Source organism: Micromonospora sp. DT227 (assembly GCF_049841835.1).
Classification (GTDB): Bacteria; Actinomycetota; Actinomycetes; order Mycobacteriales; family Micromonosporaceae; genus Micromonospora.
Genome location: NZ_JBNCLA010000008.1, coordinates 1 through 25754 on the forward strand (window position 1 = coordinate 1; position 25754 = coordinate 25754).

At 72.5% G+C, this 25754-nt stretch carries 19 protein-coding genes; 8 read left to right on the plus strand and 11 right to left on the minus strand.

Annotated features, from left to right (window positions below; all coding sequences use genetic code 11):
* Positions 1–463: 463 nt before the first annotated feature.
* Positions 464–1192 carry a hypothetical protein gene (locus ACLQ2W_RS24710; RefSeq protein WP_425789047.1) on the minus strand — a complete coding sequence of 243 codons (729 nt, stop codon included), beginning with the start codon at positions 1190–1192 and terminating at the stop codon, positions 464–466.
* Positions 1193–1245: 53 nt separating this feature from the next.
* Complete coding sequence (locus ACLQ2W_RS24715; RefSeq protein ID WP_146180017.1) at positions 1246–1434, minus strand: hypothetical protein; 189 nt, start codon at positions 1432–1434, stop codon at positions 1246–1248.
* Between ACLQ2W_RS24715 and ACLQ2W_RS24720 the strand changes: the two genes are divergently transcribed.
* Together ACLQ2W_RS24720 and ACLQ2W_RS24725 are read left to right on the plus strand one after the other, a co-directional pair.
* Positions 1433–2146 (plus strand): hypothetical protein, encoded by a 714-nt coding sequence (locus ACLQ2W_RS24720; protein ID WP_425789049.1) that lies wholly within the window; start codon positions 1433–1435, stop codon positions 2144–2146. The genes ACLQ2W_RS24715 and ACLQ2W_RS24720 overlap by 2 nt on opposite strands.
* A 40-nt stretch (positions 2147–2186) precedes the next feature.
* Positions 2187–2576, plus strand: coding sequence for a hypothetical protein (locus ACLQ2W_RS24725; protein WP_343446120.1), 390 nt, complete (start codon positions 2187–2189; stop codon positions 2574–2576).
* A gap of 73 nt (positions 2577–2649) precedes the next feature.
* Here ACLQ2W_RS24725 and ACLQ2W_RS24730 read toward each other — a convergent pair whose 3' ends face one another.
* Positions 2650–4158 (minus strand): APC family permease, encoded by a 1509-nt coding sequence (locus ACLQ2W_RS24730; RefSeq protein ID WP_425789051.1) that lies wholly within the window; start codon positions 4156–4158, stop codon positions 2650–2652.
* 196 nt (positions 4159–4354) lie between these two features.
* On the opposite strand from ACLQ2W_RS24730, the gene ACLQ2W_RS24735 reads away from it, so the two are divergent.
* Entirely contained in the window at positions 4355–5008 is a 654-nt protein-coding gene (locus tag ACLQ2W_RS24735; protein WP_281938684.1) for a GOLPH3/VPS74 family protein, read from the plus strand.
* Between the two features lie 51 nt (positions 5009–5059).
* Here ACLQ2W_RS24735 and ACLQ2W_RS24740 read toward each other — a convergent pair whose 3' ends face one another.
* Entirely contained in the window at positions 5060–5659 is a 600-nt protein-coding gene (locus ACLQ2W_RS24740; RefSeq protein WP_425789054.1) for a GNAT family N-acetyltransferase, read from the minus strand.
* A gap of 153 nt (positions 5660–5812) precedes the next feature.
* Here ACLQ2W_RS24740 and ACLQ2W_RS24745 point away from each other — a divergent pair, with 153 nt between their 5' ends.
* Positions 5813–6508, plus strand: coding sequence for a cellulose binding domain-containing protein (locus tag ACLQ2W_RS24745; protein WP_425789056.1), 696 nt, complete (start codon positions 5813–5815; stop codon positions 6506–6508).
* 141 nt (positions 6509–6649) lie between these two features.
* Positions 6650–12148, plus strand: a complete 5499-nt coding sequence (gene pulA, locus ACLQ2W_RS24750) for a pullulanase-type alpha-1,6-glucosidase (protein WP_425789058.1) — start codon at positions 6650–6652, stop codon at positions 12146–12148.
* A 69-nt stretch (positions 12149–12217) separates the two neighbouring features.
* Here pulA and ACLQ2W_RS24755 read toward each other — a convergent pair whose 3' ends face one another.
* The 3 genes from ACLQ2W_RS24755 to ACLQ2W_RS24765 all read right to left on the minus strand — a co-directional run bounded on the left by ACLQ2W_RS24755 (position 12218) and on the right by ACLQ2W_RS24765 (position 17904).
* The gene (locus ACLQ2W_RS24755) at positions 12218–14224 is read right to left on the minus strand and encodes a hypothetical protein (protein ID WP_425789060.1); all 2007 of its coding nucleotides are present in this window, start codon (positions 14222–14224) and stop codon (positions 12218–12220) included.
* Positions 14225–14558: 334 nt separating this feature from the next.
* Positions 14559–16193 carry a hypothetical protein gene (locus ACLQ2W_RS24760; protein WP_425789062.1) on the minus strand — a complete coding sequence of 545 codons (1635 nt, stop codon included), beginning with the start codon at positions 16191–16193 and terminating at the stop codon, positions 14559–14561.
* Positions 16194–16428: 235 nt separating this feature from the next.
* Positions 16429–17904 carry an aminopeptidase P family protein gene (locus ACLQ2W_RS24765; protein WP_425789064.1) on the minus strand — a complete coding sequence of 492 codons (1476 nt, stop codon included), beginning with the start codon at positions 17902–17904 and terminating at the stop codon, positions 16429–16431.
* Between the two features lie 114 nt (positions 17905–18018).
* Between ACLQ2W_RS24765 and asnB the strand changes: the two genes are divergently transcribed.
* Positions 18019–19980 (plus strand): asparagine synthase (glutamine-hydrolyzing), encoded by a 1962-nt coding sequence (asnB, locus tag ACLQ2W_RS24770; RefSeq protein ID WP_425789067.1) that lies wholly within the window; start codon positions 18019–18021, stop codon positions 19978–19980.
* Positions 19981–20037: 57 nt separating this feature from the next.
* Here asnB and ACLQ2W_RS24775 read toward each other — a convergent pair whose 3' ends face one another.
* On the minus strand, positions 20038–21168 hold the full coding sequence (locus tag ACLQ2W_RS24775; protein ID WP_425789069.1) for a lytic polysaccharide monooxygenase auxiliary activity family 9 protein: 1131 nt from the start codon (positions 21166–21168) through the stop codon (positions 20038–20040).
* A 329-nt stretch (positions 21169–21497) separates the two neighbouring features.
* On the opposite strand from ACLQ2W_RS24775, the gene ACLQ2W_RS24780 reads away from it, so the two are divergent.
* Positions 21498–22427, plus strand: a complete 930-nt coding sequence (locus ACLQ2W_RS24780) for a carbohydrate kinase family protein (protein WP_425789071.1) — start codon at positions 21498–21500, stop codon at positions 22425–22427.
* 78 nt (positions 22428–22505) lie between these two features.
* Here ACLQ2W_RS24780 and ACLQ2W_RS24785 read toward each other — a convergent pair whose 3' ends face one another.
* Complete coding sequence (locus tag ACLQ2W_RS24785) at positions 22506–23729, minus strand: multidrug effflux MFS transporter (RefSeq protein ID WP_405090340.1); 1224 nt, start codon at positions 23727–23729, stop codon at positions 22506–22508.
* Positions 23730–23809: 80 nt separating this feature from the next.
* On the opposite strand from ACLQ2W_RS24785, the gene ACLQ2W_RS24790 reads away from it, so the two are divergent.
* The gene (locus ACLQ2W_RS24790) at positions 23810–24256 is read left to right on the plus strand and encodes a MarR family winged helix-turn-helix transcriptional regulator (protein WP_425789073.1); all 447 of its coding nucleotides are present in this window, start codon (positions 23810–23812) and stop codon (positions 24254–24256) included.
* Positions 24257–24421: 165 nt separating this feature from the next.
* On the opposite strand, the gene ACLQ2W_RS24795 is transcribed toward ACLQ2W_RS24790, so the two are convergent.
* Positions 24422–25252 carry an MBL fold metallo-hydrolase gene (locus ACLQ2W_RS24795; RefSeq protein WP_425789075.1) on the minus strand — a complete coding sequence of 277 codons (831 nt, stop codon included), beginning with the start codon at positions 25250–25252 and terminating at the stop codon, positions 24422–24424.
* A complete protein-coding gene (locus ACLQ2W_RS24800; RefSeq protein WP_425789077.1) occupies positions 25249–25653 on the minus strand; it encodes a thioesterase family protein in 405 nt (134 codons plus the stop codon). Before ACLQ2W_RS24800 ends, ACLQ2W_RS24795 begins: the two co-directional genes overlap by 4 nt.
* Between the last annotated feature and the right edge of the window lie 101 nt (positions 25654–25754).

Sequence of the window (25754 nt, forward strand, 5' to 3'; positions counted from 1 at the left end):
CATTCCGACCGGGGCTGCCCAGCGGCCCGAGGGCCGGGCTCCACGCGGTCTGCCAGGTATAACACCCCGCCCCCGGCGGCCATTCCGCCGAGCCAGTGACCCCGACCACCCCACACCGACCCAAACCCGACACTCGCCCCCGGGGCACCTCACCGCAGCCCCGCCCAAGTGCCACGAAACCGCACATCCCGCACCCCAGGGCGCCCCTCAACCCGGAGCCCGCCGAAGGGTGAACCCGGTGGAGATCTCGGTACCGAACCGCACCTCCGCGGCCCAATACGTACCAAGATCTCCACCGCCCCCGTTGAGCAAAACGTTCACCCACCGCGCTGATCATGAAGTTGGCGGGTCGACACGCCGACAATCCGGCAGCCAACTTCATGATCAGCGTGGTGAGGCGGGCTCCTGCCGCCCAGGCGGACCGGTTGGGTGCGCCGAGGGTGTCGGCACTTCGGCTGGGTGGTCATGCGGTGAGCAGGGCGAGCAGTGCGTCGCGGGCGTCGCGTACCGCGGCGCGCGACTCCTCGGTGTGGTCCAGGGCGTCGAACCCGTGTCGTCCGTCCGGCACGTCGACCAGGTACAGCGGCAGCCCGTGCCGGGTTGCGGCAGCCGTGAACGCCGCGATGGTGGACGTGACCTCGGGCCGCTCCCGACCGGCCCGGGTCAGCACGAGCGGTGGCCGGCCGGCGTCGACCGTCGTCAGGGCGTCGAGCGGGTGGAAACGCGGGTCGACCGGTGGCCATTCGGGGAGCGGGGCCAGCAGCGGGTACGTCGCGGCGAGACCGCGCAGCCAGCGGGGCGGGTCGCGGAGCCAGTCGCCGAGCAGCAGCCCGGCGCCGGAGAAGAACCAGAGCGCCAGCCGCTGCGGGTCGACGCGGGGATCGGCGCGGAGCAGGTCGGCCGCGTCGGCGACGCGGGCGGCGACCGTGCGCAGGTCGTCGGGGCTGGTCACGGCGAGCCGGGGGAGCGCGACCACCACGCCCTGGTCGGCGAGGAGCGCGCCGTAGCCCCGGTAGAGCGGCCAGTCCCGGGTGTCGGGTGCGTCGGGCGGCCCGGGAACGCCGTGCACCACCACGACCGCGGGGTGCGGGCCGTCGCCGGTCGGCAGGTGCAGGTCGACCTCGCCGTGTCGTTCGACGGGGGCAGCCGGCGGGTCGAGCACAAACTGTGTCTCCCAGAAACTGTTTCCCATGACGGCGATGTTAGGGCAGCGCGTCGTCGCGCGCCGCCCCGGTTCTCGCCGGATCAGGAGGAGGACGCCTTGGCGTGCCGTTCCCGCAGCCGGTCCCGGATCTCCTCCGGTGTGTACGCCCGGCGCTGCCGCTCCGCCCGGGCCACCACCACGCCCGTCGCCGCGACGCCCGCCAGGCCGGCCAGGCCGAGCACCTTCCACCACCGCATCCGTTGCCGCATCGGCTTAGGGTAGTCCTCCATGAGCATCAGCCTGGACGAGGCCGTGGAGCTGACCCGCACCGGCGACCTGTGGGTGTTCCGTGGGCGCAGCGTGCCCGATCGCGCCATCCAGTTCACCACCAACAGCCCGGTGAACCACGTGGGCATGGCGGTGGTGCTGGACGACATGCCGCCGTTGATGTGGCACGCGGAGCTGGGCCGTTCGCTGCCGGACATGTGGACCGGCACCCGCCAGCGCGGGGTGCAGTTGCACGACCTGCGCGACGCGGTCTGCGTGTGGGCCAACCGGTACGGCCAGCGGGGCTGGCTGCGTCAGCTCGAACCGCCCGCCGACGTCGCCATGGAGGAGGCGGTGCTGCGTACCGTGGCGCGTCTGGACGGCACCCCGTTCCCGTCGACCGCGCAGCTCGCCTGGCGCTGGGCCCGGGGTCGGGTGCCGATGCCGCGCCGGCAACCGTCCAGCCCGGACGCTGGCGGCACACCGGGCGCGGGCCGGGCAGCGGGCGGTGCCGGCGCACCGGGTGCGGACGGGGCGTCGGTGCGTGACCGGGCGCTGGAGACCGCGTACTGCGCGGAGGTGGTGGCGGTGACCTACGAGGCGATGGGGTTGCTGCCGGCCGGCCGCCGGCCCAACTGGTACGACCCGGGACGGTTCTGGAGCGGTGACGACCTGGCCCTGACCGGCGGCGCGCAGCTCGGCAAGGAGATCGAGGTGCGCATCCCACCGCGCTGACCAGGTTTGCCGGGCTGGCGGGCCGGTAATGGAGAGCGTCGTGACGGCTTCCACCGACCTCGACACGCTCTCCGACTTCTTCGACAGGTACGGCGTGGCGCTGACCACCGCCGACGTGCCGGCCATCGCCGCCTGCTACGCCCTGCCCGGGCTGGTGGTCGCCGACACCTACAGCTTCTCGTTCACCTCGCCGGCGGCGGTGGCGCTGAGCTTCGTCGGCGCCGCGCCCGACTACCAGGAGCGGGAGCTGGTCGCCGCGAACGCGCAGATCGAAGACGTGCAGCAGGTCTCGGCGCTGCTCACCGAGGTGGCGGTGCGGTGGGAGTTCCTGGACAGCCAGGGTGGCGCGGTGCCCGGCGAGCACTACCGCTACCTGCTGCGGGCCACCGACGAGGGCCCGGCCATCTGCACCGTCATCCGCACCGCCTGAGCCGCCACCCCGGGTGTTAAGCGGGGCCCCCTCCTCTACCGAAGGCGTTAAGAAGGGGCCCCGCCTTACGTGCTCAGCGGTGGCTGCGGGCCCAGCGGTCGGGCTCGGGGGCCGAGTGCAGGCCGGGCTCGTGGAGGCCCTCCTCGTCGAGCTGGCCGATCCGCCGGTAGGTGTCCGGCCGGCTGGTGCGCAGCACGCCGCCCCAGATCAGGCCGAGCACGCCGGCCACCACCGGGATCGCCGGCAGCAGCCACTTGAGGTAGCCGGCGGTGTCCGGCGCGAGCAGCGCGTCGAAGTTGAACAGCAGCACCAGCAGCACGGCGGTGAGCAGGACGGTGCCGAGCGCCGGGGCGATCGCCCGCTGCCAGGCCGACTCCGGGCCGCCACGGCCCCGGAAGAAGCCGACGACGGAGGCCGAGGTGAGCGTCATCAGCAGCACCACGCCGACCGCGGCCGAGCCGGACAGCCAGGTGAACAGGTCGATGACCGGGTCCCGCCCGGACATCGCGAACCCCACGAAGACCACCACGGCCAGGATGCTCTGCACCAGCGAACCGGCGACCGGGGCGCCGCTGCGGCTGGAGGTCGCGCCGAGGAAGCGGGGCAGGACGTTCTCCCGGCCGAGCGCGAACAGGTAGCGGGCCACGCCGTTGTGGAACGACAGCAGGGCGGCCAGCACGCTGGTGATGAACAGGACGTTGGCGATGTCCGCGACCACGGCGCCGGAGTACTGGTCGAGCGCCCCGAAGATCACGCCGGGGCCGGCCTCGGCGCTGGCCTGCGGCGCGTTCTCCGGCCCGGTCAGCACCGTCAGCGCCCAGGCGGAGAAGGCGTAGAACAGGCCGGTGAACGCGACCGCGATGTAGGTGGCCCGGGCCACGGTGCGCCGCGGGTCCCTGACCTCCTCGCTGTAGATGGCGCCGCTCTCGAAGCCGGTGAAGGAGGCGATGGTGAACGCCAGCACCGCGCCGAACCCGGCCCCGAACAGGTGGCCGGGGCTGATGCCGGCGGTGGTGACGGCGCCGCCGGCCGGGTGGGCGAACGCCACCAGGTCGAAGATCAGCACGGCCACGCACTCCAGGACCAGCAGCACCGCGAGGACGCTGGCGTTCAGGTCGATGCGCAGCACGCCCAGCACGCCGATGAAGACCCAGGCCAGCAGCGCCCAGACCCACCACTTGAGGTCCAGCCCGGCCTTGGTCGACATGAAGTCCGACATGATGGCGCCGAACAGCCCGTAGAGACCGATCTGGATGGCGTTGTACGCGGCCAGCGCGACCGCCGAGCCGGCCACCCCGCCGGCCCGGCCGAGGCCGTTGGCGATGTACGCGTAGAACGCGCCCGCGTTGGCGACGTACCGGCTCATCGCGGCGTAGCCGGTGGCGAAGATGGCGAGCACGGCCGCGAGCAGGACGTAACCCAGCGCGGCGCCGATGTTGCCGCTGACCGCGTACATGGTGGTGACGCCACCGCCGAGAACGGTCAGCGGGGCGGAGGCGGCGACGGTGAAGAAGACGAGATGGGCGGTGCCGAGACGGCCGCGGCGTAGCCCACCGTCGGAGAAGAACGGATCGGAGGACAAGGCTTCTCCAGGGGAGGGGAAGGGGTTGAGGATGTCTACTTCGGAACAGCCTCAGGCAGGGTATTGGTGATCACGGATCGTCACAACCCCGCTTCGATATCGATTAGGGCGCGTGTGTACGACCGGAATTGAGCTGTGCGTGGTCATGCCGTACCGTCCCGTGTCGACGATCACGGCCACCGTTCGAGGATGGACCATGACCTACCCCGGGGCACAAGCCACGTACCGGCTAGCCGATGCGCTGTTCCTCATCGGACATGACGAGTTCACCGGTAAGCCGCATGTCGCCGTCGACCGGCTGGAGTGCGGGTTGGCCGGCGCCGCGCTCGCCGAGCTGATGTTCGAGGGACGGATCGCGCTCGACGGTGGCGGCATCGCCGCGGTCGACCCGCGGCTCTGGCAGGAACCGTTGACCGATCTGCTGATCACCGAGATCCTGCGTCGGGAGGGCGCGCACCCGGCCCGGTTGTGGATCCGCTACCTGCGGACCCAGCTCAACATCAACGAGCGGGTCGGGACGCGGCTGGTCACCGCCGGCGTGCTGCGTCGGGAGCAGGGCAAGCTGATCGGCCGTCAGGTGCGCTGGCCGGCCACCGACCCGAACCAGGCGGCCTCGCCACGGGTACGCCTGACCGCCATGCTGATGCACTCGTCCCCGGCCGAGCTGGACCCGGGCACGCTGCTGCTGGCGAGCCTCGCCGAGGCCGTCGGGCTCGCCGCGCACATCTTCGACCCGCAGGTCGGCGGCCGGATGCGGGACTGCCGTCGGTTCCTGCCGGCGCAGCTCGACGGGCTGCTGGCCGCCGTGGTGGGCGCGTTGGACGCCAGCACCACGACGGTCCGTCGGTGACCTGCCGCCGATGACGTCCCGCCCCGGCGGACCGGGACGGGACGGGCCAGGTCAGGCCGGCTCGCGCCACATCGGGTAGAGGCTGGGCCCGTCCGGCAGGTCCAGGGTGGTCGACCGGCGGCGGAAGCCGAGCCGCTCGTAGAGCGCCGCGTTCCGCGCCGAGCTGGCCTCCAGGTACGCGGCGGTGCCGGCCCGGTCCAACTCGGCCAGCTTGTCGCGCAGCAGCGCCGAGCCCACGCCCTTGCCGTGGTGTGCCGGGTGCACCGCGATGAACGGCAGGTACCAGTGCGGCTCGGCCGGGTGGTTGGCGCTCATCTGCTCGTCGAGCATGCCGAACCGCTTCATCGCGTCCGGCCCGATGGTGGCCTCCAGCTCGGCGAACTCGTCGCCCTCGTCGGCGCCGTGGTCGTCGCCGACCGGCAGCCAGAGCGTGGCGCCCAGCCCGTCGCCGGCCACGTGGACCTCGCCGGTCCGCAGCGCCAACGCGACGAACGGCCCGAAGAAGGCGGGGTGCACCCGCGCCCGGTGGTCGTCCGCCGGGAAGATCCAACCGCTCACCGGGTCCCGCATGAACGCCTCGGCGAGGATCCCGGTCACGACGGCGGCGTCAGTTGTGGACGCCCGCCGGATGTTGCCCTGCCACTCTGTCACTGGCCACCCGTCCTGCCGCTGCACGAGCCATTGTGGTCATCGATCGGCGTGCAACGTATCAGGTCGCCGAGCCGCGGGTCAGACCCGAACGGACCGCTCGCCGCACCCGGGTGTCGGTGGCTAGGCTGGCCCGGCCCGGCGAACAGGAGGAACATGTCCCGCACGCGTCGCGCCACCCCGTCGACCGGGTCCGCCATCACCTCGTCGCCCTGGGTGGTCGTCGCGATCGGCGTGATCGTGATGGTGGTGCTGCTGGTGGTGGCGCTCGGCTCGGTGCGGGGCCGGCGGACGTTCCCGGCGTCGCCCACCGATCCGGCGATGTCGCTGCCGGAGCTGCCGACCGCCACGGCGACCTCACCCAGCGTGCCGGGCGGTCCGCCGAGCACGGCCGGCCGCCCGGTGGTCCCGGGGCTGTCGCCCCGGTCGACGGTGCTGCCGGCCAGGCCGACGCCGGCCGTGTCGACAGGCGGTCCGCGGGGTGAGGTGCGTCCGGCGCCGCAGTCGCCGCCCCCGCCCCCGCCGGCGCCGCCGTCCGCGGTGACCGGCCGGTACGCGGTGGCGAGCAGCTTCGACGGCGGCTTCATCGGCGAGGTGCGGCTGGTCAACACCGGGGGTACGCCGCACGGCTGGACGGTGCGGCTGACGTTCCCGCAGGGTCGGCTGGTCACCGCCTGGGTGGAGGGCGTCGAACAGGGCACGTTCGGTTTCGACGGCGGCGTCTTCACGTACCGCAGCGGCGTCGACCTGGCGGCGGGCGCGTCGGTGCCGGTGCGCTTCCACCTGGAACGGACCGGCACCACCCGTCCGGAGAGTTGCACGGTCGACGGCGTGACCTGCGCCGGGCTCTGATCCAGCCGTCCGGACGACGGCGCGTGGTCCGGACGGTTTTGCAAGACGGCTGTCGTGTTTCGACTTTGTTTGCAAGCTATTGCAGAATGTTTCGGCAAGAGCTAGCGTGCGGGCGAATCAGCGACCAGAGAAAGGCCGTCGATGAAACCGACGCCGATATCCCCCAAGGCGTTGCTCGCCCTGGTCTCCTCCCTCGTACTCACCCTCGTCGGCGTGCCGGTGGCCCTCCACCAGCTCGGCGCCGACGGCACCGACCGCGCCGTCACCCCCGACGTGCTGGCCGCCGGCAACGCCCCCCAGTGGAACCGGGAGCCGTCCGCCGAGGCGCTGCTGAAGGCGGGCGCCACCACCGCCAAGGCGGAGCAGTTCTACTTCGTGCTGCCGGACCGCTTCGCCAACGGCGACAAGCGCAACGACACCGGCGGCCTGCGCGGCGACCGGCTCGCCACCGGCCTCGACCCGGCGGACAAGGGCTTCTACCACGGCGGTGACCTCAAGGGCGTCATCGACAAGATGGACTACATCCAGGGGATGGGCACCACCGCCATCTGGCTCGCCCCGATCTTCAAGAACCGGCCCGTGCAGGGCACCGGCGCCGACGTCTCGGCCGGCTACCACGGCTACTGGATCACCGACTTCACCCAGGTCGACCCGCACTTCGGCACCAACGCCGAGCTGAAGAAGCTGGTCGACCTCGCGCACCGGCGCGGCATCAAGGTCTACCTCGACATCATCGTCAACCACACCGCCGACGTCATCCGCTACGCCGAGGACAAGTACGGCTACGTCGACAAGAAGACCGCGCCCTACACCGACGCGCAGGGGCGGGCGTTCGAGGACCGCAACTACGCCGACGGCACCCGGAAGTTCCCGCAGGTCAACCGGGATTCGTTCCCGTACACCCCGACGTTCGCCAGCCCGGCCGACGCGAAGGTCAAGGTCCCGGCGTGGCTCAACGACCCGACCATGTACCACAACCGCGGTGACTCCACGTTCGCCGGGGAGAACAGCGAGTACGGCGACTTCTTCGGCCTCGACGACCTGTGGACCGAGCGTCCCGAGGTGGTCCGCGGTATGACCGACATCTACGGGCAGTGGATCGGCAAGGCCGGCGTCGACGGCTTCCGCCTGGACACCGTCAAGCACGCCAACCTCGACTTCTGGCCGCAGTTCACCCGCGGCATCGACGCCTACGCGGCGAAGGCCGGCAAGAAGGACTTCTTCATGTTCGGCGAGGTCTACAGCGCCGACCAGGAGATCGAGTCGACGTACGTGCGGCAGGGCGGCCTGCCGGCCACGCTCGACTTCTCGTTCCAGGAGGCGGCGCGCGGCTACACCGCCGCCGACGGCTCGGCCAAGGCCCTCGCCGACGTGTACGCCAAGGACGACCTCTACTCGGCGCGCGACACCGACGCCAACCGGCTGCCCACGTTCCTCGGCAACCACGACATGGGCCGGATCGGCTCGTTCATCGCCGCGGCCGGCGGGGACGACGCCACCCAGCTCCGCCGCGACCAGCTCGCGCACCAACTGATGTTCCTCACCCGCGGCCAGCCGGTGGTGTACTCCGGCGACGAGCAGGGCTTCACCGGCCCCGGCGGGGACAAGGACGCCCGCCAGGACATGTTCGCCTCGAAGACCGCGGACTACCTCGACGACGACCTGATCGGCACCACCCGCACCCACGCCGCCGACCAGTACGACACCCGGCACCCGCTCTACCGCACCATCGCCGAGCTGGGCGGGCTGCGGGCGGCGCACCCGGCGCTGCGCGACGGCATCCAGGTCACCCGGTACGCGGCCGACGGCCCCGGCGTGTTCGCGTTCTCCCGCGTCCTGCCCTCGCAGCGGGTGGAACACGTCGCGGCGGTGAACAACGCCTCGACCCCGCAGACTGTCACGGTGGACACCTGGTCGGCCGGCGCCCGCTTCACCGGCATCTACGGCGACACCGCGACCGCCACGGCCGGCGCCGACGGCAAGCTGAGCCTGACCGTGCCGGCCATGTCGGCAGTGGTGCTCAAGGCCGACCGGGCCATCCCGCAGGCCGGCGCGGCCCCGACGATCACGCTGACCGAGCCGGGTGACGCCCCGGTGGCCGGCAAGACCGCGATCACCGCCCAGATCGGCGGCGACCCGCTCGCCACCGTCACGTTCGCCGCGAAGGTCCCCGGCGGGAAGTGGACGCTGCTGGGCACCGCCGACCGCGCGCCGTACACGGTCCACCACGACCTGACCGGCCTGCCCGGCGGCGCGACCGTGGAATACAAGGCGGTGGTCCGCGACGGCAAGGGCCGGACCGCCACCGCCCGCACCACCGGCACGGTCGGCACCCCGGCCCAGGGCGCGTCCCGGGACTGGGCGATCGTGCACTACCAGCGCCCGGCCGGCGGCTACGCCGACTGGGGGCTCTACGCCTGGGGCGACATCGACCCGGCGTACGCCACCGAGTGGCCCAAGGGGCAGCCGTTCGCCGGGGAGGACGCGTACGGCCGGTTCGCCTGGGTGAAGCTCAAGCCCGGCGCGAAGTCGGTCGGCTTCCTGGTGGTCGACAGAGACGGCAACAAGGACGTGGCGAACGACCGCACCATCGACGTGACGCAGACCGGCGAGGTCTGGGTCAAGCAGGGCGACCCGACGCTCTACCCGACCCGCGAGGCGGCCACCGGCGAGCCCGCCCCGCCGGTCGACCAGAACACCGCGGTCATCCACTGGCGCAAGGCCGACGGCAACTACGACGGCTGGGGCCTGCACCTCTGGGACGGCGCGGCCAACCCGACCGACTGGGCCGCCCCGCTGAAGCCGGAGAAGATCGACGCGTACGGCGCGGTGTTCCGGGTGCCCCTGGCGGCCGGCGCGACCGGGCTGAGCTACATCATCCACCACGGCGACGAGAAGGATCAGCCGGACGACCAGCGGCTCGACCTCACCGGCGTCGGGCACGAGGTCTGGCTGCTGGCCGGCGTCAAGGGCCGGCTGCTGCCGGCGACCAGCTCCGGCACGGCCAAGGACGTCGACATCGCCAAGCAGAAGGCGCAGTGGATCGACAGGTCCACCGTCGCCTGGGCCACCGGCCCGACCGACGGCAAGAAGTACGCGCTCGTCACGGCTCCGGCCGGCGGGATCGGCGTCGCCGACGGCGAGCTGACCGGCACGTACACCACGCTGCCGCTGCGGGCGCAGCGCAACGGGCTGACCGAGGCGCAACGGCAGGCGTACCCCCAGCTCTGGGCCTATCACGCGTTCACGCTTGACCGCGCCGACCTGGCCAAGGTGCCGGCGGCGCTGCGCGGGCAGCTCGTGGTCACCGAGCGGGACGCCGAGGGCGCGCTGCTCAGCGCCACCGGCGTGCAGATCCCCGGCGTGCTGGACGACGTCTACGCGGCGGCCATCGGGGTGAAGCTCGGCCCGACGTTCGCCGGCCGGGTGCCCACGCTCGCGGTGTGGGCGCCGACCGCGCGGAAGGTGTCGCTGCAACTGTTCGACTCGCCCACCGCGCAGCCGAGCACGGTGGCGATGAGCCGCAACGACCGCACCGGCGTCTGGTCGGTGCGCGGCACCACGGCGTGGACCGGCCGCTACTACCGCTACCAGGTCGAAGCCTGGCAGCCGGCGGCGCAGAAGGTGGTCACCGCGTCGGTGACCGACCCGTACTCGGTGGCGCTCGCGCCGGACTCCACGCACAGCCAGATCGTCGACCTGACCGACCCGGCGCTGGCGCCGGCCGGCTGGGCGAAGCTGCGTAAGCCGGCGGCCGTGCCCGCGTCGAAGGCGCAGATCTCCGAGCTGTCGGTACGCGACTTCTCCATCGCCGACGGCACCGTGCCGGCCGAGAAGCGGGGCACCTACCTCGCGTTCACCGACCCGAACACGGCCGGGATGAAGCACCTGCGGGCGCTCGGCGACGCCGGGGTCAACTACCTGCACCTGCTGCCGGCGTTCGACTTCGCCACCATTCCGGAGAAGCGGGCCGACCAGGCCCAGCCGGCCTGCGACCTGGCCACGTTGCCGCCGGACTCGGACCAGCAGCAGAAGTGCGTCGCGGCGGTGGCCGACAAGGACGGCTACAACTGGGGGTACGACCCGCTGCACTACACGGTGCCGGAGGGCGGCTACGCGGTCGACCCGAACGGCGCGAAGCGCACCACCGAGTTCCGGCAGATGGTCGCCGGGGTGAACCAGGCCGGCCTGCGGGTGGTCATGGACGTGGTCTACAACCACACCTCGGCCGCCGGCACCGACGGGAAGTCGGTGCTCGACCAGGTGGTGCCGGGCTACTACCACCGGCTGCTGGACGACGGCACGGTCGCCAACTCGACCTGCTGCGCCAACACCGCCCCGGAACACGCCATGATGGGCAAGCTCGTGGTGGACTCGCTTGTCACCTGGGCGAAGGCGTACAAGGTGGACGGCTTCCGGTTCGACCTGATGGGTCACCACCCGAAGGCGAACATCCTGGCCGTGCGGGCCGCGCTGGACAAGCTCACGCCCGCCCGCGACGGCGTCGACGGCAAGAAGATCATGCTGTACGGCGAGGGCTGGAACTTCGGCGAGGTCGCCAACGACGCCCGGTTCGTCCAGGCCACCCAGGCCAACATGGCCGGCACCGGGATCGGCACGTTCAACGACCGGCTCCGCGACGCGGTGCGTGGCGGCGGCCCGTTCGACGCCAACCCGCGGGTGCAGGGCTTCGCCTCCGGCCTGTACACCGACCCGAACGGCGACGAGGTCAACGGCTCGGCCGCCGAGCAGAAGGCCCGGCTGCTGCACGCCCACGACCTGATCAAGGTGGGCCTGACCGGTAACCTGCGCGACTACCGGTTCACCGACTCCGCCGGGAAGACGGTCACCGGGGCGCAGGTCGACTACAACGGCTCCCCGGCCGGCTACACCGCCGCGCCGGGCGAGGCGGTCACCTACGTCGACGCGCACGACAACGAGATCCTGTACGACGCGTTGGCGTACAAGCTGCCGCAGGGCACCTCGGCGCAGGACCGGGCCCGGATGCAGGTGCTCGCGTTGGCCACCACCGCGTTCGGGCAGGGGACCGGGTTCGTCACGGCCGGCTCGGAGCGGCTGCGCTCGAAGTCGCTGGACCGCAACTCGTTCAACTCCGGGGACTGGTTCAACCAGATCCGCTGGGACTGCGCCCAGGGCAACGGCTTCGGCGCCGGCCTCCCGCCGGAGCAGGACAACAAGGACAAGTGGCCGTACGCGAAGCCGCTGCTGGCCGATCCGAAGCTGGTGCCGGACTGCGCGGCGGTCGACCTGGCCGACGCCCGGTACGCCGAGCTGCTGCGGATCCGCCGGTCCTCGCCGGTGTTCGGCCTGCCCACCGCCGAGCAGGTGCAGAAGCGGGTCGCGTTCCCGCTGTCCGGGGCGAAGGAGACCCCGGGCGTGCTGACCATGACGCTCGACGCCCGTGGGTTGGGCGGCACGTGGAAGTCGGTGACGGTGGTCTTCAACGCCACCCCGGAGACGGCGAAGCAGACCGTGACCGGCCTGCGCGGGGCGAATGTGGCGCTGCACCCGGTGCTGCGGAACTCCGCCGACCCGGCGCTGCGGACCGCCTCGTTCGACCGGGCCGGTGGCACGTTCACCGTGCCGGCGCGCAGCGTGGCCGTCTTCGTGCAGAGCTGATCGCGGCAGCGGACCGGCCCCCCAGCCACGTGTGGCTGGGGGGCCGGTCCGTACCCCGGGTCCGTCAGGTCAGTTGAAGCAGTCCTTGACGGTGTTGGCGCAGTTGGTGGGGTCGTTGTCGCTGATGAGGGACTCGTCGTCGAGCTTGACGCGGCCCTCGTTGTTGAGGATGCCGCCGGCGACGCGGTGCAGCTTGCTGGTGTCGGTGGCGGTGTTCTTGGTGACGTGGGTCTTGGTCAGGGTGATGGTGGCCTTGTTGTTGAAGATGCCGCCGCCGTTGAGGGCGGTGTTGCCCTTGATGACGGTGTTGCGCAGGGTGAGGGCGGCGTTGTCGTCCTCGTCGTGCTCGCGGGTGAGGAAGCCGTCTTCGATCTTGACGAGCCACTCGCCGTTGTAGATGCCGCCGCCGAAGCGGTTGGCGGTGTTGTCGACGATGACGCTGTCGGCGATGGTGGCGCTGCCCTGGTCCTTGGTGTTGGGGTAGCCCCAGTGCTTGCCGCCGGTGATGACCACGCCGCCGCCGTCGCCGTCGGCGTGGTTGTTGGCGACGACGACCTTGTCGAGGTCGAGGTCGGTGTTCTCGGCGTAGATGCCGCCGCCGTTCTCGCAGGCGGTGTTGCCGGTGATGTGGGTGAAGGAGACGGTGACGTAGCCGCCGCTGCTGAACAGGCCGCCACCGTTCTTCCCGGCGCGGTTGTCCGACAGCGAGGAGTTCTCGCCCTCCTTGCCACCGTTCTTGCCGTGGTCGGAACCGATGATCTCGACCGTGCCGGCCTCGTCGTGCTTGCCCGACGGGACGTAGCTCTTCAGCTCTGCGGCGTCGGCGCCGTGCTTGCCGGCGAGCCCGCTGCCGTTGGCGATGCCGCCGCCGTTGCCGCCGGCGGTGTTGTCGTCGACCTTGGTCTCCTCGACCTTGAGGATGCCGCGGTTGAAGACGCCGCCACCGTCGCCCTGGGCGTGGTTGTCGACGACCTTGCTGTCCTCCAGCCACACCCGGCCGTAGTTGGCCACCGCGCCGCCGTTGTGCTCGGCGTTGTTGTCGGTGAGCTTGACGTTGGACAGGTGGGCGCTGCCGCCGCGCTCGACCAGGAGCGCGCCGCCGTCACCCTCGTTCCGCTTCTCCTCCTCGTCGGCCGGACCCGAGACCGTGGTCGCGGTCGCCGCCGTGGTGGCGGCCTGGGCCGCAACCGGTGCGGCCTGGGCCGCGGTGGCGGCCTGGGCCGGCGCGGTGACGGACGCGGTCGTGGCCTGCGCCGGTGCCGCCTGCGCCGCGACCGGAGCGGGCTGCGCCGGCGCGGTGGCGGACTGGGCCGCGGTGGCGGCCGACGCACCCGCGACCGCCGGCTGCGCCGGGGCGACGGGGGCCGGCAGGGTCGCCGTGCCGTTCGCCGCCGAGGGCGCCACCGACGCCGGGTCGCCCGGGTACTTGAACCCGGACGCGTTCCCGCCCTTGACGGTCAGGTCCTTGAGCGTGAGGTGGCCGCCGTCGGCGACGCGGAAGATGCGGAAGGTGTCCTCGGCGTCGCGCTTGATGGTGGAGCCGTTGCCCTTGATGGTGACGTCCTGGGTGATCTCGGGCAGGCCGCCGCCGACCTTGCGGTCCTTGACGCCGAGTTCGTAGGTGCAGTTCTCGGCGAGCTTGAGGGTGCCGCCGTGGTCGCGGTTGGTCAGTTCGAGCGCGTCGACCAGGGCGTCGTCGTCGCAGGGAACCTCGCGGGCCTTGCCGTGGTCACCCTCGCCGCCCCACTCGCCGCGGTCCTGGCCCCACTCACCCCGGTCCCGGCCTTCCTGGCCGTGCTCGTCCTTGCCGTCCTTGCCGTGCTCGTCCTTGCCGTACTCGTCCCCGGTGGCCTCGTCGCCGTGGTCACTGTCGCTGAGCTGCTGCGCGGTCGACCACTTCACGTCGGCGAGCCGGTGCGGACCGGTCACCCCGGTGGTCGCGTAGGCAACGCCGGCGAGGCTGACCGCTCCGGTCAGGCCCACGACGCCGGTGGCGAGCCACAGCCGGCGGCGCCGGAGTGGGGAACTGGTCTCGCGGGTGGTGGCGTCATTGTTATTGCGAAGGTAGTTGGACATCGGAGCTCTCTGCCCTCTCCTTGTACCTGACAAGGTCGCTTCGCCACGGCGAGGCGGCCTTCGCTACAAATCGGTTGTAGCTGCTGAAGACGAACTTATGAGAGCTTTGTTCGCCTCGTGGCCAGATACGAAAAAAACCCGCATAAGGGTGCGGGTGGGGCGGGCTGACGCAGCGAGGGCGGGATCACCCGATGGTGCCCACAAGGTCGTTCCACTCCGTTTCGCCCGACGTGGCGACCTGCGGGCGGTGCGACCCCGCGCCTGCCGGCGGGTTGGTGGCCCTCCTTCCGCCGGTCGGGGCGGAAGGAGGGCTCCCGGTTATGTGGTGGTGCGATCAGGCGAAGCAGTCCTTGACGGTGTTGGCGCAGTTGGTGGGGTCGTTGTCGCTGATGAGGGATTCGTCGTCGAGCGTGACGTGTCCCTCGTTGTTGAGGGTGCCGCCGGCGACGCGGTGGAGCTTGGCGGTGTCGGTGGCGGTGTTCTTGGTGACGTGGGTCTTGGTCAGGGTGATGGTGGCCTTGTTGTTGAAGATGCCGCCGCCGTTGAGGGCGGTGTTGCCCTTGACCACGGTGTTGCGCAGGGTGAGGGCGGCGTTGTCGTCCTCGTCGTGCTGGCGGGTGGGGAAGCCGTCTTCGATCTTGACGAGCCACTCGCCGTTGTAGATGCCGCCGCCGAAGCGGTTGGCGGTGTTGTCGACGATGACGCTGTCCGCGATCGTCGCGTCACCGCTGTTGGTCACGCCGCCGCCGTCGCCGTCGGCGTGGTTGTTGGCGACGACGACCTTGTCGAGGTCGAGGTCGGTGTTCTCGGCGTAGATGCCGCCGCCGTTCTCGCAGGCGGTGTTGCCGGTGATGTGGGTGAAGGAGACGGTGACGTAGCCGCCGCTGCTGAACAGGCCGCCACCGTTCTTCCCGGCGCGGTTGTCCGACAACGAGGAGCCCTCGCCCTCCTTGCCGTCCCACGCCCCGGCGATCTCCACGACGCCGCGGTCGCGGCCGGGACCGGTCGGCGTCGCGGTGCGGCCCGTGCCGTGCCGCCCGCCGACGTCGTTGCCGTTGGCGACGCCGCCGCCGCTGCCGGCGGCGGTGTTGTCGTCGACCTGGGACTTCTCGATGGTCAGAAGGCCCCGGTTGAAGACGCCGCCACCGTCGCCCCGCGCGTGGTTGCGCCGGACCGTGCTGTCGGTGAGCCACACCCGGCCGAAGTTGGCCACCGCGCCGCCGTCGTGCTCGGCGTTGTTGCGGGTCAGATCGACCCGCCGGAGGTGGGCCTTGCCGCCGCGCTCGACGAGCAGCGCGCCGCCGTCACCGGCGCCCCGGTCTCCGTCCGCGTCCGCCCGGCCCGTCGTCGCCTGTCGACCCGGGTACGCGGACACCGAGGCGTTTCCGCCGGAGACGGTCAGGTCTTCAAGGGTGAGGTGGCCGCCGGCGGCGACGCGGAAGATGCGGAAGGCGTCCTCGGCGTCGCGGGTGATGGTGGAGCCGTTGCCCTTGATGGTGACGTCCTGGGTGATCTCGGGCAGGCCGCCGCCGACCTTGCGGTCCTGGACGCCGAGTTCGTAGGTGCAGTTCTCGGCGAGCTTGAGGGTGCCGCCGTGGTCGCGGTTGGTCAGTTCGAGCGCGTCGACCAGGGCGTCGTCGTCGCAGGGAACCTCGCGGGCCGTCCCGGGCTCGTCCTCGCCGTCCCACTCACCCCGGGCCCGACGCTCCCCGCCGGGCCCGTTCCCACCCTTGGGGTCGGCGGCGGACGGGTGGTCGCCGGCCTCCTGCGGCGCGGCGGGGCGGTTCTCCGCCACCCGTTCCGGATCGCCGGCCCGGTCGTTGCGGGCGGCGAGGCCACCCAGCGCCGCCAGCCCGACGACCCCGGTCAGCCCGGCCACGCCGGTGGCGACCCAGAGTGCCCGCCGCCTGTTCGCCGGCGGGGCCACGATCGGCGCCCCGCCTTCGGGTGCCGTTACGTCGTTGGACATGCGCGCCCTCCACCCTTCGGTGTCTCCTCGAACGGGGCGTACCGCCATGAGCCGCACGAACGACTGTAAAACGGTTGCAGCCCCTGAACGACACCGTAGGAGAAGGATCCTCGCGAGAAGCGCTTATCCGAAGAAAGCCCGCATAAAGGGCGTTGAAGGACGGCTGTGCCGCCGACGGCATCGGCCCCGCGACGCGGCAGGCGTCACGGGGCCGATGACACGAACGGTCGGTGGGTCAGCCCGGCAGGCGCGGGCCCGCCTCGCGCTGCTCGGCCAGCCAGGTCTCCACCTCGCCCGAGGCGCGCGGCAGCCCGGCCGAGAGGTTCACCGGGCCGTCGGCGGTGACCAGGATGTCGTCCTCGATCCGGACGCCGATGCCGCGCAGCTCCTCGGGGACCAGCTCGTCCTCCGGCTGGAAGTAGAGACCGGGCTCGACGGTGAGCACGTACCCCTCGCCGAGCGGCCCGTCGCGGTACGTCTCCTTGCGCGCGTTCGCGCAGTCGTGCACGTCGATGCCGAGCATGTGGCTGGTGCCGTGCAGCGTCCAGCGGCGGTAGACCGTCGAGGCCGGATCCATCGCCTCGTCCACGCTCACCGGCAGCAGCCCGAGGTCCTTGAGCGCCTCGGCGAGCACCCGCATCGACGCGAGGTGGACGTCGCGGAACCCCACCCCCGGCTTGCACATGTCGATGCCGGCCTGCTGGGCGGCGTGGACCGCGTCGTAGACCTGACGTTGCAACGGCGTGAACCGGCCGTCGACCGGCAGCACCCGGGTGACGTCGGCGGTGTAGAGGTTGCGGTTCTCCACGCCCATGTCCATCAGCAGCAGGTCACCCGGGCGGGTGGCGCCGTGGTTGTGCACCCAGTGCAGGATCGTGGCGTGCTCGCCGGCCCCGACGATCGAGCCGTAGCCGACGTCGTTGCCGTCGTGCCGGGCCCGCAGCGCGAACAGCCCCTCCAGCAGCCGCTCGGAGATCGACCGGTCGGCCGGCAGCGCGCGGGCCACGTCCTCGAAGCCGCGCACCGTGGCGTCGCACGCCTCCTGGAGCTGGGCGATCTCCCACTCGTCCTTGACCAGCTTCAGCTCGGAGATCGCGATGGCCAGCTCCCGGTCGCGGCCCGGCTGGCCCTCGGCGCGTGTGCCGTCGTACCGGCGCACGGCGGCGTCCACCCGGGCGTCGAAGCCGCGCAGCACCCGGGTGCGCCCCGGGGCCAGCTCGGCCAGCGCCGCGTCCAGCTCGCTCAGGTCGGCGGTCGGCAGGCCCAGCTCGGTCGACTTCTCGCGCAGCGTCGGCCGGCGACCCACCCACAGCTCACCGTGGCGGCTGCGGAAGAACTCGTCGGTCACCCGGGACGACCGGGGCCGCATGTAGAGCGTGGCCTCGCCGCCCGGCCGCAGCACGAGGACGCTGTCGGGCTCCAGGTCGCCGGTCAGGTACGCGAAGTCGCTGCCCGGCCGGAACCGGTGCTCGGTGTCGTTGGCGCGGACCTTCTCGTTGCCGGTGGGGATGACGAGCGTCTCGCCCGGGAACGCCTCGGCCAGCGCGGCCCGCCGTTTGGCGTGGTTGGGCACCTCCGGGCGCGGAGTGACCGGCAGTTCGGTGTCCCGCCAGCCCTGCCGCATGAACGTCAGGAACGCCTCCGGGAAGTCGGGGTCGTGCGACTCCGTGCCGTCCGCCGCTTTGCCCTGTTGCGTCCGCTCCTCGGTCATGATCCGCCCCTCCCTTGAGCCCCATCGCTGGTCCCGACGGTACCGCGCACACGTCGGCGGGGAGTGCCTGCGGTGCCGCGACGGCGGCTTCCGGCGCGTGGAAAGATGGCCGTCATGTGCGGACTCCTGGCCTTCTTCAGCGCGCGCGGTGACGCCGCCGCCCACCGCGACAACATCGCCGGCGCACTGGAGTGCCTGCACCACCGTGGCCCGGACGAGACCGGGGTCGAGGTGGTCGGCGACGCCTCCGGCCGGTACGCGGACGGTGTGTTCGCGCACAAGCGGCTGGCGATCATCGACGTGGCGCTCAGCCACGAACCCCTGCCCTACGCGGGCGGTCGTTACCTGCTCACGTTCAACGGCGAGATCTACAACTACATCGAGCTGCGCGACGAGCTGATCCGTGACCACGGCGCCCAGTTCGCCACCAACGGCGACGGCGAGGTGATCGTCGCCGGCTACCACTACTGGGGTGAGCGGGTGCTCACCAAGCTGCGCGGCATGTTCGCGTTCGTGATCTGGGACCGGCAGGAGCGGCGGGCCTTCGGCGCCCGCGACTACTTCGGCATCAAGCCGCTGCACTACCTCCAGACCGCCGACGGCCTCTACCTCGCCTCGGAGAAGAAGGCGCTGCTGCCGTTCGCGCACTCCGCCTACCAGGGCGACGCCGGGATCGACACGGCGAACCTGAGCCACTACCTGACCCTCCAGTACGTCCCGGAGCCGGGCACGCTGCACAAGGGGATCAGCCGGATCGGGTCGGGGGAGTACCTCACCTGGACCCCGGACGGCCGGATCGACGTGCGCCGCTGGTACCGGCCGGTGTTCCGCCCGGCCCCGGTCACCGACGAGCAGAAGCTCTACCACGAGATCCGGGAGACGCTGCGGGAGAGCGTCCGGATGCACATGCGCTCGGACGTGCCGGTCGGCTCGTTCCTGTCCAGCGGCATCGACTCCACCGCCGTGGTGGCGCTGGCCCGCGAGTTCAACCCGAACATCCTCACCTTCACGGTCGGGTACGACGTGCCCGGCTACTCCGAGATCGACGTGGCCCAGGAGTCGGCCCGGCACCTCGACGTGACCACCATCCCGACCAAGATCGGGCCGCAGGACATGATCGACGCGTTGCCGAAGATCGTCTGGCACCTGGACGACCCGGTCGCCGACCCGGCCCTGGTGCCGCTCTACTTCGTGGCGAAGAAGGCCGCCGAGCACGTCACCGTGGTGCTCTCCGGCGAGGGCGCGGACGAGTTCTTCGGCGGCTACACGATCTATCGGGAACCGCTCTCGCTCAGCTCGGTCAACGGTCTCCCGGACGGCGTGCAGAAGGGCCTGCGGGCCGTCTCCAAGGCCATCCCGCAGGGCGTCAAGGGCAAGAGCTTCCTGGAGCGCGGCACCACGCCGATCGAGCAGCGCTACTACGGCAACGCCCGGATGTTCACCGAGGAGGAGAAGCAGCACCTGCTGCGCCGCTACGACCCGTCGGTGCGCTACACCGACGTCACCGCGCCGATCTACGCCGAGTGCACCGAGCTGGACGACGTCACCAAGATGCAGTACGTCGACCTCTACACCTGGCTGCGCGGCGACATCCTGGTCAAGGCGGACCGGATCTCGATGGCGCACTCGCTGGAGGTCCGGGTGCCGTTCCTGGACCGGGAGGTGTTCAACGTCGCCGCCGGCATCCCGGTCGACCTGAAGCTGCCGCCGCGCTCCGAGGCCACCAAGTACGCCATGCGCCAGGCGTTGCAGGGCGTCGTGCCGCCGGCCATCGTCAACCGCAAGAAGCTGGGCTTCCCGACCCCGACCCGGGTCTGGCTGCGCGGCGAGATGTACGAGTGGGCCCGGCACGTGCTGGCCACCTCCGGCGCCGGCGACCTGATCGACCTGTCGTACGCGATGCGCCTGCTCGACGAGCACAAGCGGGAGGAGGCCGACCACTCCCGCAAGGTGTGGACCGTGCTGATCTTCTGCGTCTGGCACGCGATCTTCGTGGCGAAGACGCTCGACCCGGGCATCCAGCGCAACCAGTCGGCGCTGCTCACCAAGCCGGTCGTGGGCAGCATGGTCCGCTGATCCAGGCGTGTCGAAGGGCCCCCGGCGCGCTGCCGGGGGCCCTTCGCTACCGCGGTGTCACCGACCGGTGCAGGTGACCGTGGGCAGGGTGTTCTGGCCCGAGACGTTCGCGGTGAAGCCGAACGTGGTGGTGCCCTCCGGCGCGACACTGCCGTTGTACGCGGCGTTGGTGACCGTCACCGACGACCCGCTTCCGCTCAGCGTGCCGTTCCACACCTGGTTGATGGTCTGGCCGCTGGGCCAGGTCCAGCTCGCGGTCCACCCGCTGTACGTGCGGGTGCTGTGGTTCATGATCATGACCTCGCCCTGGAAGCCGCCGCCCCAGGCGCTGACCACCTTGTAGACCGCCATGCAGTTGCCGGCCGGCATGGTCGGCGTCGGCGTGGGGCCGGTCGGCGTCGGCGTCGGGCTGGTGGGCGTCGGCGTCGGGTTGGTCGGGGTCGGGGTCGGGTTGGTCGGCGTCGGCGTCGGGTTGTTGCCCGAGCCGATGCCGGTCACCTCGCCGTTACCGCCGTCGAACGTCACGTCCGAGCAGCCGAAGAAGTTCTCCTGGCTGTCCGAGCGGACCCACCGCGAGTAGATGATGTGCCGGCCGCTCTTGTTGCTCGGCAGCGTGCCGTTGAAGTAGTAGTGCCCGTCGTTGGTGCCGACCGCGCCGCTCTGCGGCGGGTTGGTCACCTGCAGGAACGGCTGCTCCTCCAGGTCGCTCCAGGCCAGCGCCCGGGTCGGGCTCCAACTGTCCTTGGTCACGTAGAAGTAGAACGTGCCCGGGTGGTGCGCCCAGTTGCTGTAGCGGAACTCCATCGACCGCCCGGCCGTCAGGTGCGTGACCGGCCAGTCGTTGCGGGCCGCGTCGTAGCCGCTGAAGTTCGGGTTGCCGCCGCTGCACAGCTTGCCGTCGGGGATGAACCCGGTGGTCCGGCCGCCGGCGTCGGAGCGCAGCACGCTGAACCAGTTGTAGAGCGAGTTCGCCCCGTTCTGGGCGACCGCCTGGGAACAGGCCGGGTTGTTCGGCCGGATCTCACCGGTGCCGGTGAGGCCGTCCTTCCAACACAGGTAGGTGCGGGCGCCCGGCGTCATCGCCGCGCCGTGCGCGGCGGCCGGGTCGGGCCCGCTGGCCAGGGCGAACGCGCCCACGGCCAGGGTGAGGGCCGCGGTGACGAGCGCGGCCGTACGGGATCGGTGCACGGGGATCTCCTGACTCGCGGAGCGGCCCACCCTCGGCCCGCCCCGCTGCGACGAGCGGATGCGACGATCGCGGTGCCCGCGCCCGGCGGTCGGCGTGCGGCCGGGGCCGTCGGGGAACGCGCACTGCCTGCGGTCCGTGTCGCGGACCGCGGATGCCCCTCGCGTCGGCTCGACCCGGCGGCGCGGCAGCCCACCGCGCCCTCCCGTCAGCGCAATCCCATCACGTCCGACCGCCGCACGCAATAGCCACTGGTCGATGCGTCGGGGTTCCGTCGCGCCGGTTCCCGGCATGCGCCAGGATCGGGGGAGGACAACCGGGAGGAGCCAGCATGGGGTACGCGGTGGTGCTCGGCGAGGCGCTCGTCGACCTGCTCGACGCCGAGCACGACGGGGCGCCCGTCTACCGGCAGGCGGTCGGTGGCGGGCCGCTCAACGTGTCGGTGGCGATCGCCCGGCTCGGCGGGGCCGTGCAGTTCGTCGGGTCGCTCGGCGACGACGCGCTCGCCGGCCGGGTCCGCGCCTTCCTCACCGACGCCGGGGTGGGCGTGGCCGGGGCGGTGACCGTGCCGGCCCCGACCGCGCTGGCCGTGGCCACCTTCGCCGGCCCCGAGCCGGAGTTCCGCTTCTACGGCGAGCCGCGCTCGTACGCCCTGCTCGGCCCGGACGACCTCGACGTGGCCCTGGTCGAGGGCGCGGACGTGCTCTACTGCGGCTCGATCGTGCTGCTCGACCCGCCGGTGCTGGCCGCCGCGCGTCGGGCCTGGTCGATCGCCGGCGGGCTGCGCGTGTTCGACCCGAACGTGCGTCCGAGCCTGCTCACCGCGCCCGGCGCGCTGGACGGGCTGCGCGGGGTGGTCGCCGAGTTCGCCGCCGCGGCGCACCTGGTCAAGCTGAGCAGCGCGGACGCCCGGGTGCTCTACCCGGACGAGCCGGTCGAGGGCGTCGCCGCGTACCTGCGGGAACTGGGCGCGACCACCGTCGTGGTCACGCTCGGGGCAGACGGCGCGCTGGTCGCCGCCGCCGACGACGTGGTACGCGTGCCCGCGCCGACTGTCGACGCGGTGGACGCCACCGGCGCCGGTGACTCGGTGATGGGCGCGCTGGTGGCGGAGCTGCTCGCCGCCGGCGAGCCGGCCGACGCGCGCGGCTGGCAGGACCGCGTGGCGTTCGCCCTGCGGGTCGCCGCGCTGGTCTGCGAGTCCCCCGGCGGCGCCACCGCCATGCCCACCCGCGCCGCCGTCACCGCCCGCTTCGCGTGAAAGGCGGGGCCCCTTCTTAACGCATTCGGTATAGGAGGGGGCCCCTCTTAACAACGGCGTGGGGCGCGAGGCGGGCGGTCAGCGGGGGCGGGCGAGCGTGCGGACGGCCAGCAGGGCGAGCGCGGCGGCGCCGGTCAGGACCACGGCCATCGGGAGGGCGCTGCCCTCGCCACCGAGACCGACCAGGGGCGCGGCGAGCGCGCCGACCACCGACTGGATGCCGCCCATCAGCGCGGCGGCGGTGCCGGCGTGCCGGGCGTGCGCGTCCAGCGCCAGCGCGGTGCTGTTCGGCATCACCATGCCCAGCGAGCCGACGAACACGAACAGCGCCACCGCGGTGCCGGCGAGGCTGCCGGTGAGCGCGCCGGTCAGCACGCCGAGCGCGGCGACCAGGCTGACCGCGAGCGTGGTGACCAGCAGCCGGCGCGGGCTGAACCGGTCGAGCAGCCGGGCGTTCGCCTGCCCGGTGGCGATCAGCGCGAGCGAGTTGACGCCGAAGACCACGGCGAACCCGACCGCCGAGACGCCGAAGACGTCCTGGAACACGAACGACGACCCCGAGATGTACGCGAACAGGCCGGCGAACGTGAAGCCCTGGGTCAGCGCGTACCCGAGGTAGACCCGGTCGCCGGCCAGCGCCCGCATGGTCCGCGCGGTGGCGGCGAGGCCGCCGGTGCTGCGGCGCTCGGCCGGCAGCGTCTCCGGCAGGCGCAGCGCGACCGCCACGGCGAGCACCGCCCCGATGACGGCCAGGGTGAGGAAGACCGCCCGCCAGGAGCCGAACCGGAGCACCAGGCTGCCGACGCCCGGCGCGGCCACCGGCGCCACCCCGAAGACCAGGGTGAGCCGGGAGAAGTACTTCGCGGCGTCCCGACCGGCGTAGAGGTCACGGACGACCGCGCGGGCCACCACGATGCCCGTGCCGCCGGCCAGCCCCTGGGCGAACCGCGCGGCGGCCAGCAGCGGGGCGCTCGGCGCCGCGGCGCAGGCCAGCGCCAGCACGGCGTACGCGACGACGCCGACCAGGACCGGCCGGCGTCGCCCCCAGCGGTCGCTGAGCGGGCCGGTGACCAGTTGACCCAGCGCCAGGCCGATCAGGCAGGTGGTCAACGAGAGTTGGATGCCGGCCTGGTCGGCGTCGAGTTCGCGGGTCATCGCCGGGAACGCCGGGAGGTACATGTCCAGCGAGAGCGGGCCGATCGCGGTGAGCGTGCCGAGCAGCACCAGCAGGCTCACGCCGCCGCCCCGTCCGGCGGGTCGGTCGACGGGTGGACGCGCGGCGGGCCGCACGGTCTGGTGCACGAGAGGTCCCCCTGGATCCGGTGGTCCGGGTTACCTTATCTCTGTAGTCAGAACTGTTGCGATGTGAAGCAGGTGACTCGGTGACGGGCGACGAGGAGATCGCGCGGTTCGGCGCGGGGCTGGGGGAGCTGCACCGGCTGCTGCGCCGCCGGACCGTCGCCCGCGCCGACCGGGAGCCGCTGCCCGAGGCGCAGGTGGAGGTGCTCCTGCTGGTCCGGGCCACGCCGGGGATCAGCGGCAAGGAGGTGGCCCGGCGGCTCGGCACCGCGCCGAACACGGTCAGCACACTGGTCCGCGACCTCACCGACGCCGGGCTGCTGGTCCGCGACCGCGACCCCGCCGACCGCCGGGTTGTCCGGCTGGGCCTCACCGAGGCCGCCCGCCGACGGATGGCCGACCACGAGGTCCACCGCGCCGCGCTGCTCGCCGAGGCGCTCGCCGAGCTGGACCCGGTGGCCCGGACCGCCGTGCTGGCCGCCGCCCCGCACCTCGACGCGCTGCTCACCGCGCTGCGCGCCCGCCCCTGACCGGGGCCGGGCACCGGGGACCGGTGGACCGGCTCCGGCCGTGCCGTCGAGCTCGACCAGGCCGGCCCGGGCGGCGATCAGGCCGTGCCGTCGAGTTCGACATGGTCGCGCCGGGCGGCGATCAGGCCGCGCCGTCGAGTTCGACGTGGTCGCGCCGGGCGGCGATCAGGCCGCGCCGTCGAGTTCGGCGTAGCCGCGCCGGGCCGCGATCAGGCCGGGCCGGGCGCCGAACGGCGACTCCGCCGCCACCCGCTCCGGCGGGGCGCTGCCGGTGTGACCGGCCCGGATCAGCCACGCCTGCCGGGCGAGCTGGGCGTGCTGCTCGCGGACGAACGCCACGTCGACCGGCTCGCCGTGGCCTGGCACCACCACGGTGGCCGGCGTGGTCAGCCGCAGCAGGTCGGCCACCGCGTCCGGCCACTGCAACGGGTACGACTCCTCGAACGCCGGCGGCCCGCTCTGCTCCACCAGGTCGCCCGCCACCAGCACGTCCGCGTCCGGCACGTGCACCACCAGGTCGGCGTCGGTGTGCCCGTGCCCGGGATGGCGCAGCACCACCCGGCGCCCGCCGACGTCCAGCACCGTCTCCTCGCGGACCTCGTGCGTCGGCGTCCGCAGCTCGGTGCGCGCCAGCTCCTCGGCCAACGCCGGCTGCTCGGCGCGCATCTCCTCGTACGCCGCCCGGCGCAGCGCGTCGGGCTGGTCGCGCAACGCCGCGACGGCCTGGGCGTGCGCGTACACCTCGGTGCCCGGCTCGGCGGCCAGCGTGGCGTTGCCGAAGCAGTGGTCGAAGTGGTGATGGGTGTTGACGATCACCCACGGGTGCGGCGTCACCGCCCGGGCGGCCGACGCCAGCTCCCGCGCCTGCCCGGCGGTGGAGAGCGTGTCCACCAGCAGCGCGGCGCCGTCGCCGACCACCAGCACCACGTTGACCCGCAGCAGCGGCTCGCGCAGCAGGTGCACACCGGCGGCGATCTCGGTGAAGCGGACGGTCACGGCGTGCGCCCGGCCCGCTCGACGAAGCGCCGCCGGTCGACGAGCGCCCGCTCCACCCGCCCCTGCGCGGCCACCGCGGGCCCGTCCGTGACGGTCACCTCGAAGACCAGCCGGCGGCCGTCCACCTTCACCAGCTCGGCGTGCGCGGACACGGTCCGCCCGACCGGGGTGGCCGTCCGGTGCTCCAGCTCGACCCGGACGCCGACCGTGGTCGACCCGGCCGGCAGCCGGGGCGCGACGGCCGCCACGGTCGCCGCCTCGGCCAGCGCCACCACCCGGGGCGTGCCGAGCACCGGCACGTCTCCCGAACCCACCGCCTCGGCGGTGTCCGCGTCCGTGACGGTCAGCTCGACGCGGGCGGTCAGGCCCGGTGCGAAGGGCGACTCCGACTGCTCCTGCATGCGGCCGAGCCTAGTGCAGCGCGGTCCGAGTCGTACCGCGTCCGGGTGGCCGCCCGGGCCGTTCCCCGGACGGTCGGCGTCGGCCGGCCGGACGCCCGCCG

Excerpts from the sequence above, each read along its gene's own strand:
- ACLQ2W_RS24765 (WP_425789064.1), bottom strand. The coding sequence starts at position 17,904 with ATGACCGAGGAGCGGACGCAACAGGGCAAAGCGGCGGACGGCACGGAG.
- ACLQ2W_RS24760 (WP_425789062.1), bottom strand. The coding sequence starts at position 16,193 with ATGTCCAACGACGTAACGGCACCCGAAGGCGGGGCGCCGATCGTGGCC.
- ACLQ2W_RS24710 (WP_425789047.1), bottom strand. The coding sequence starts at position 1,192 with ATGGGAAACAGTTTCTGGGAGACACAGTTTGTGCTCGACCCGCCGGCT.
- pulA (WP_425789058.1), top strand. The coding sequence starts at position 6,650 with ATGAAACCGACGCCGATATCCCCCAAGGCGTTGCTCGCCCTGGTCTCC.
- ACLQ2W_RS24745 (WP_425789056.1), top strand. The coding sequence starts at position 5,813 with ATGTCCCGCACGCGTCGCGCCACCCCGTCGACCGGGTCCGCCATCACC.
- ACLQ2W_RS24715 (WP_146180017.1), bottom strand. The coding sequence starts at position 1,434 with ATGGAGGACTACCCTAAGCCGATGCGGCAACGGATGCGGTGGTGGAAG.
- asnB (WP_425789067.1), top strand. The coding sequence starts at position 18,019 with ATGTGCGGACTCCTGGCCTTCTTCAGCGCGCGCGGTGACGCCGCCGCC.
- ACLQ2W_RS24735 (WP_281938684.1), top strand. The coding sequence starts at position 4,355 with ATGACCTACCCCGGGGCACAAGCCACGTACCGGCTAGCCGATGCGCTG.
- ACLQ2W_RS24780 (WP_425789071.1), top strand. The coding sequence starts at position 21,498 with ATGGGGTACGCGGTGGTGCTCGGCGAGGCGCTCGTCGACCTGCTCGAC.
- ACLQ2W_RS24755 (WP_425789060.1), bottom strand. The coding sequence starts at position 14,224 with ATGTCCAACTACCTTCGCAATAACAATGACGCCACCACCCGCGAGACC.
- ACLQ2W_RS24800 (WP_425789077.1), bottom strand. The coding sequence starts at position 25,653 with ATGCAGGAGCAGTCGGAGTCGCCCTTCGCACCGGGCCTGACCGCCCGC.
- ACLQ2W_RS24720 (WP_425789049.1), top strand. The coding sequence starts at position 1,433 with ATGAGCATCAGCCTGGACGAGGCCGTGGAGCTGACCCGCACCGGCGAC.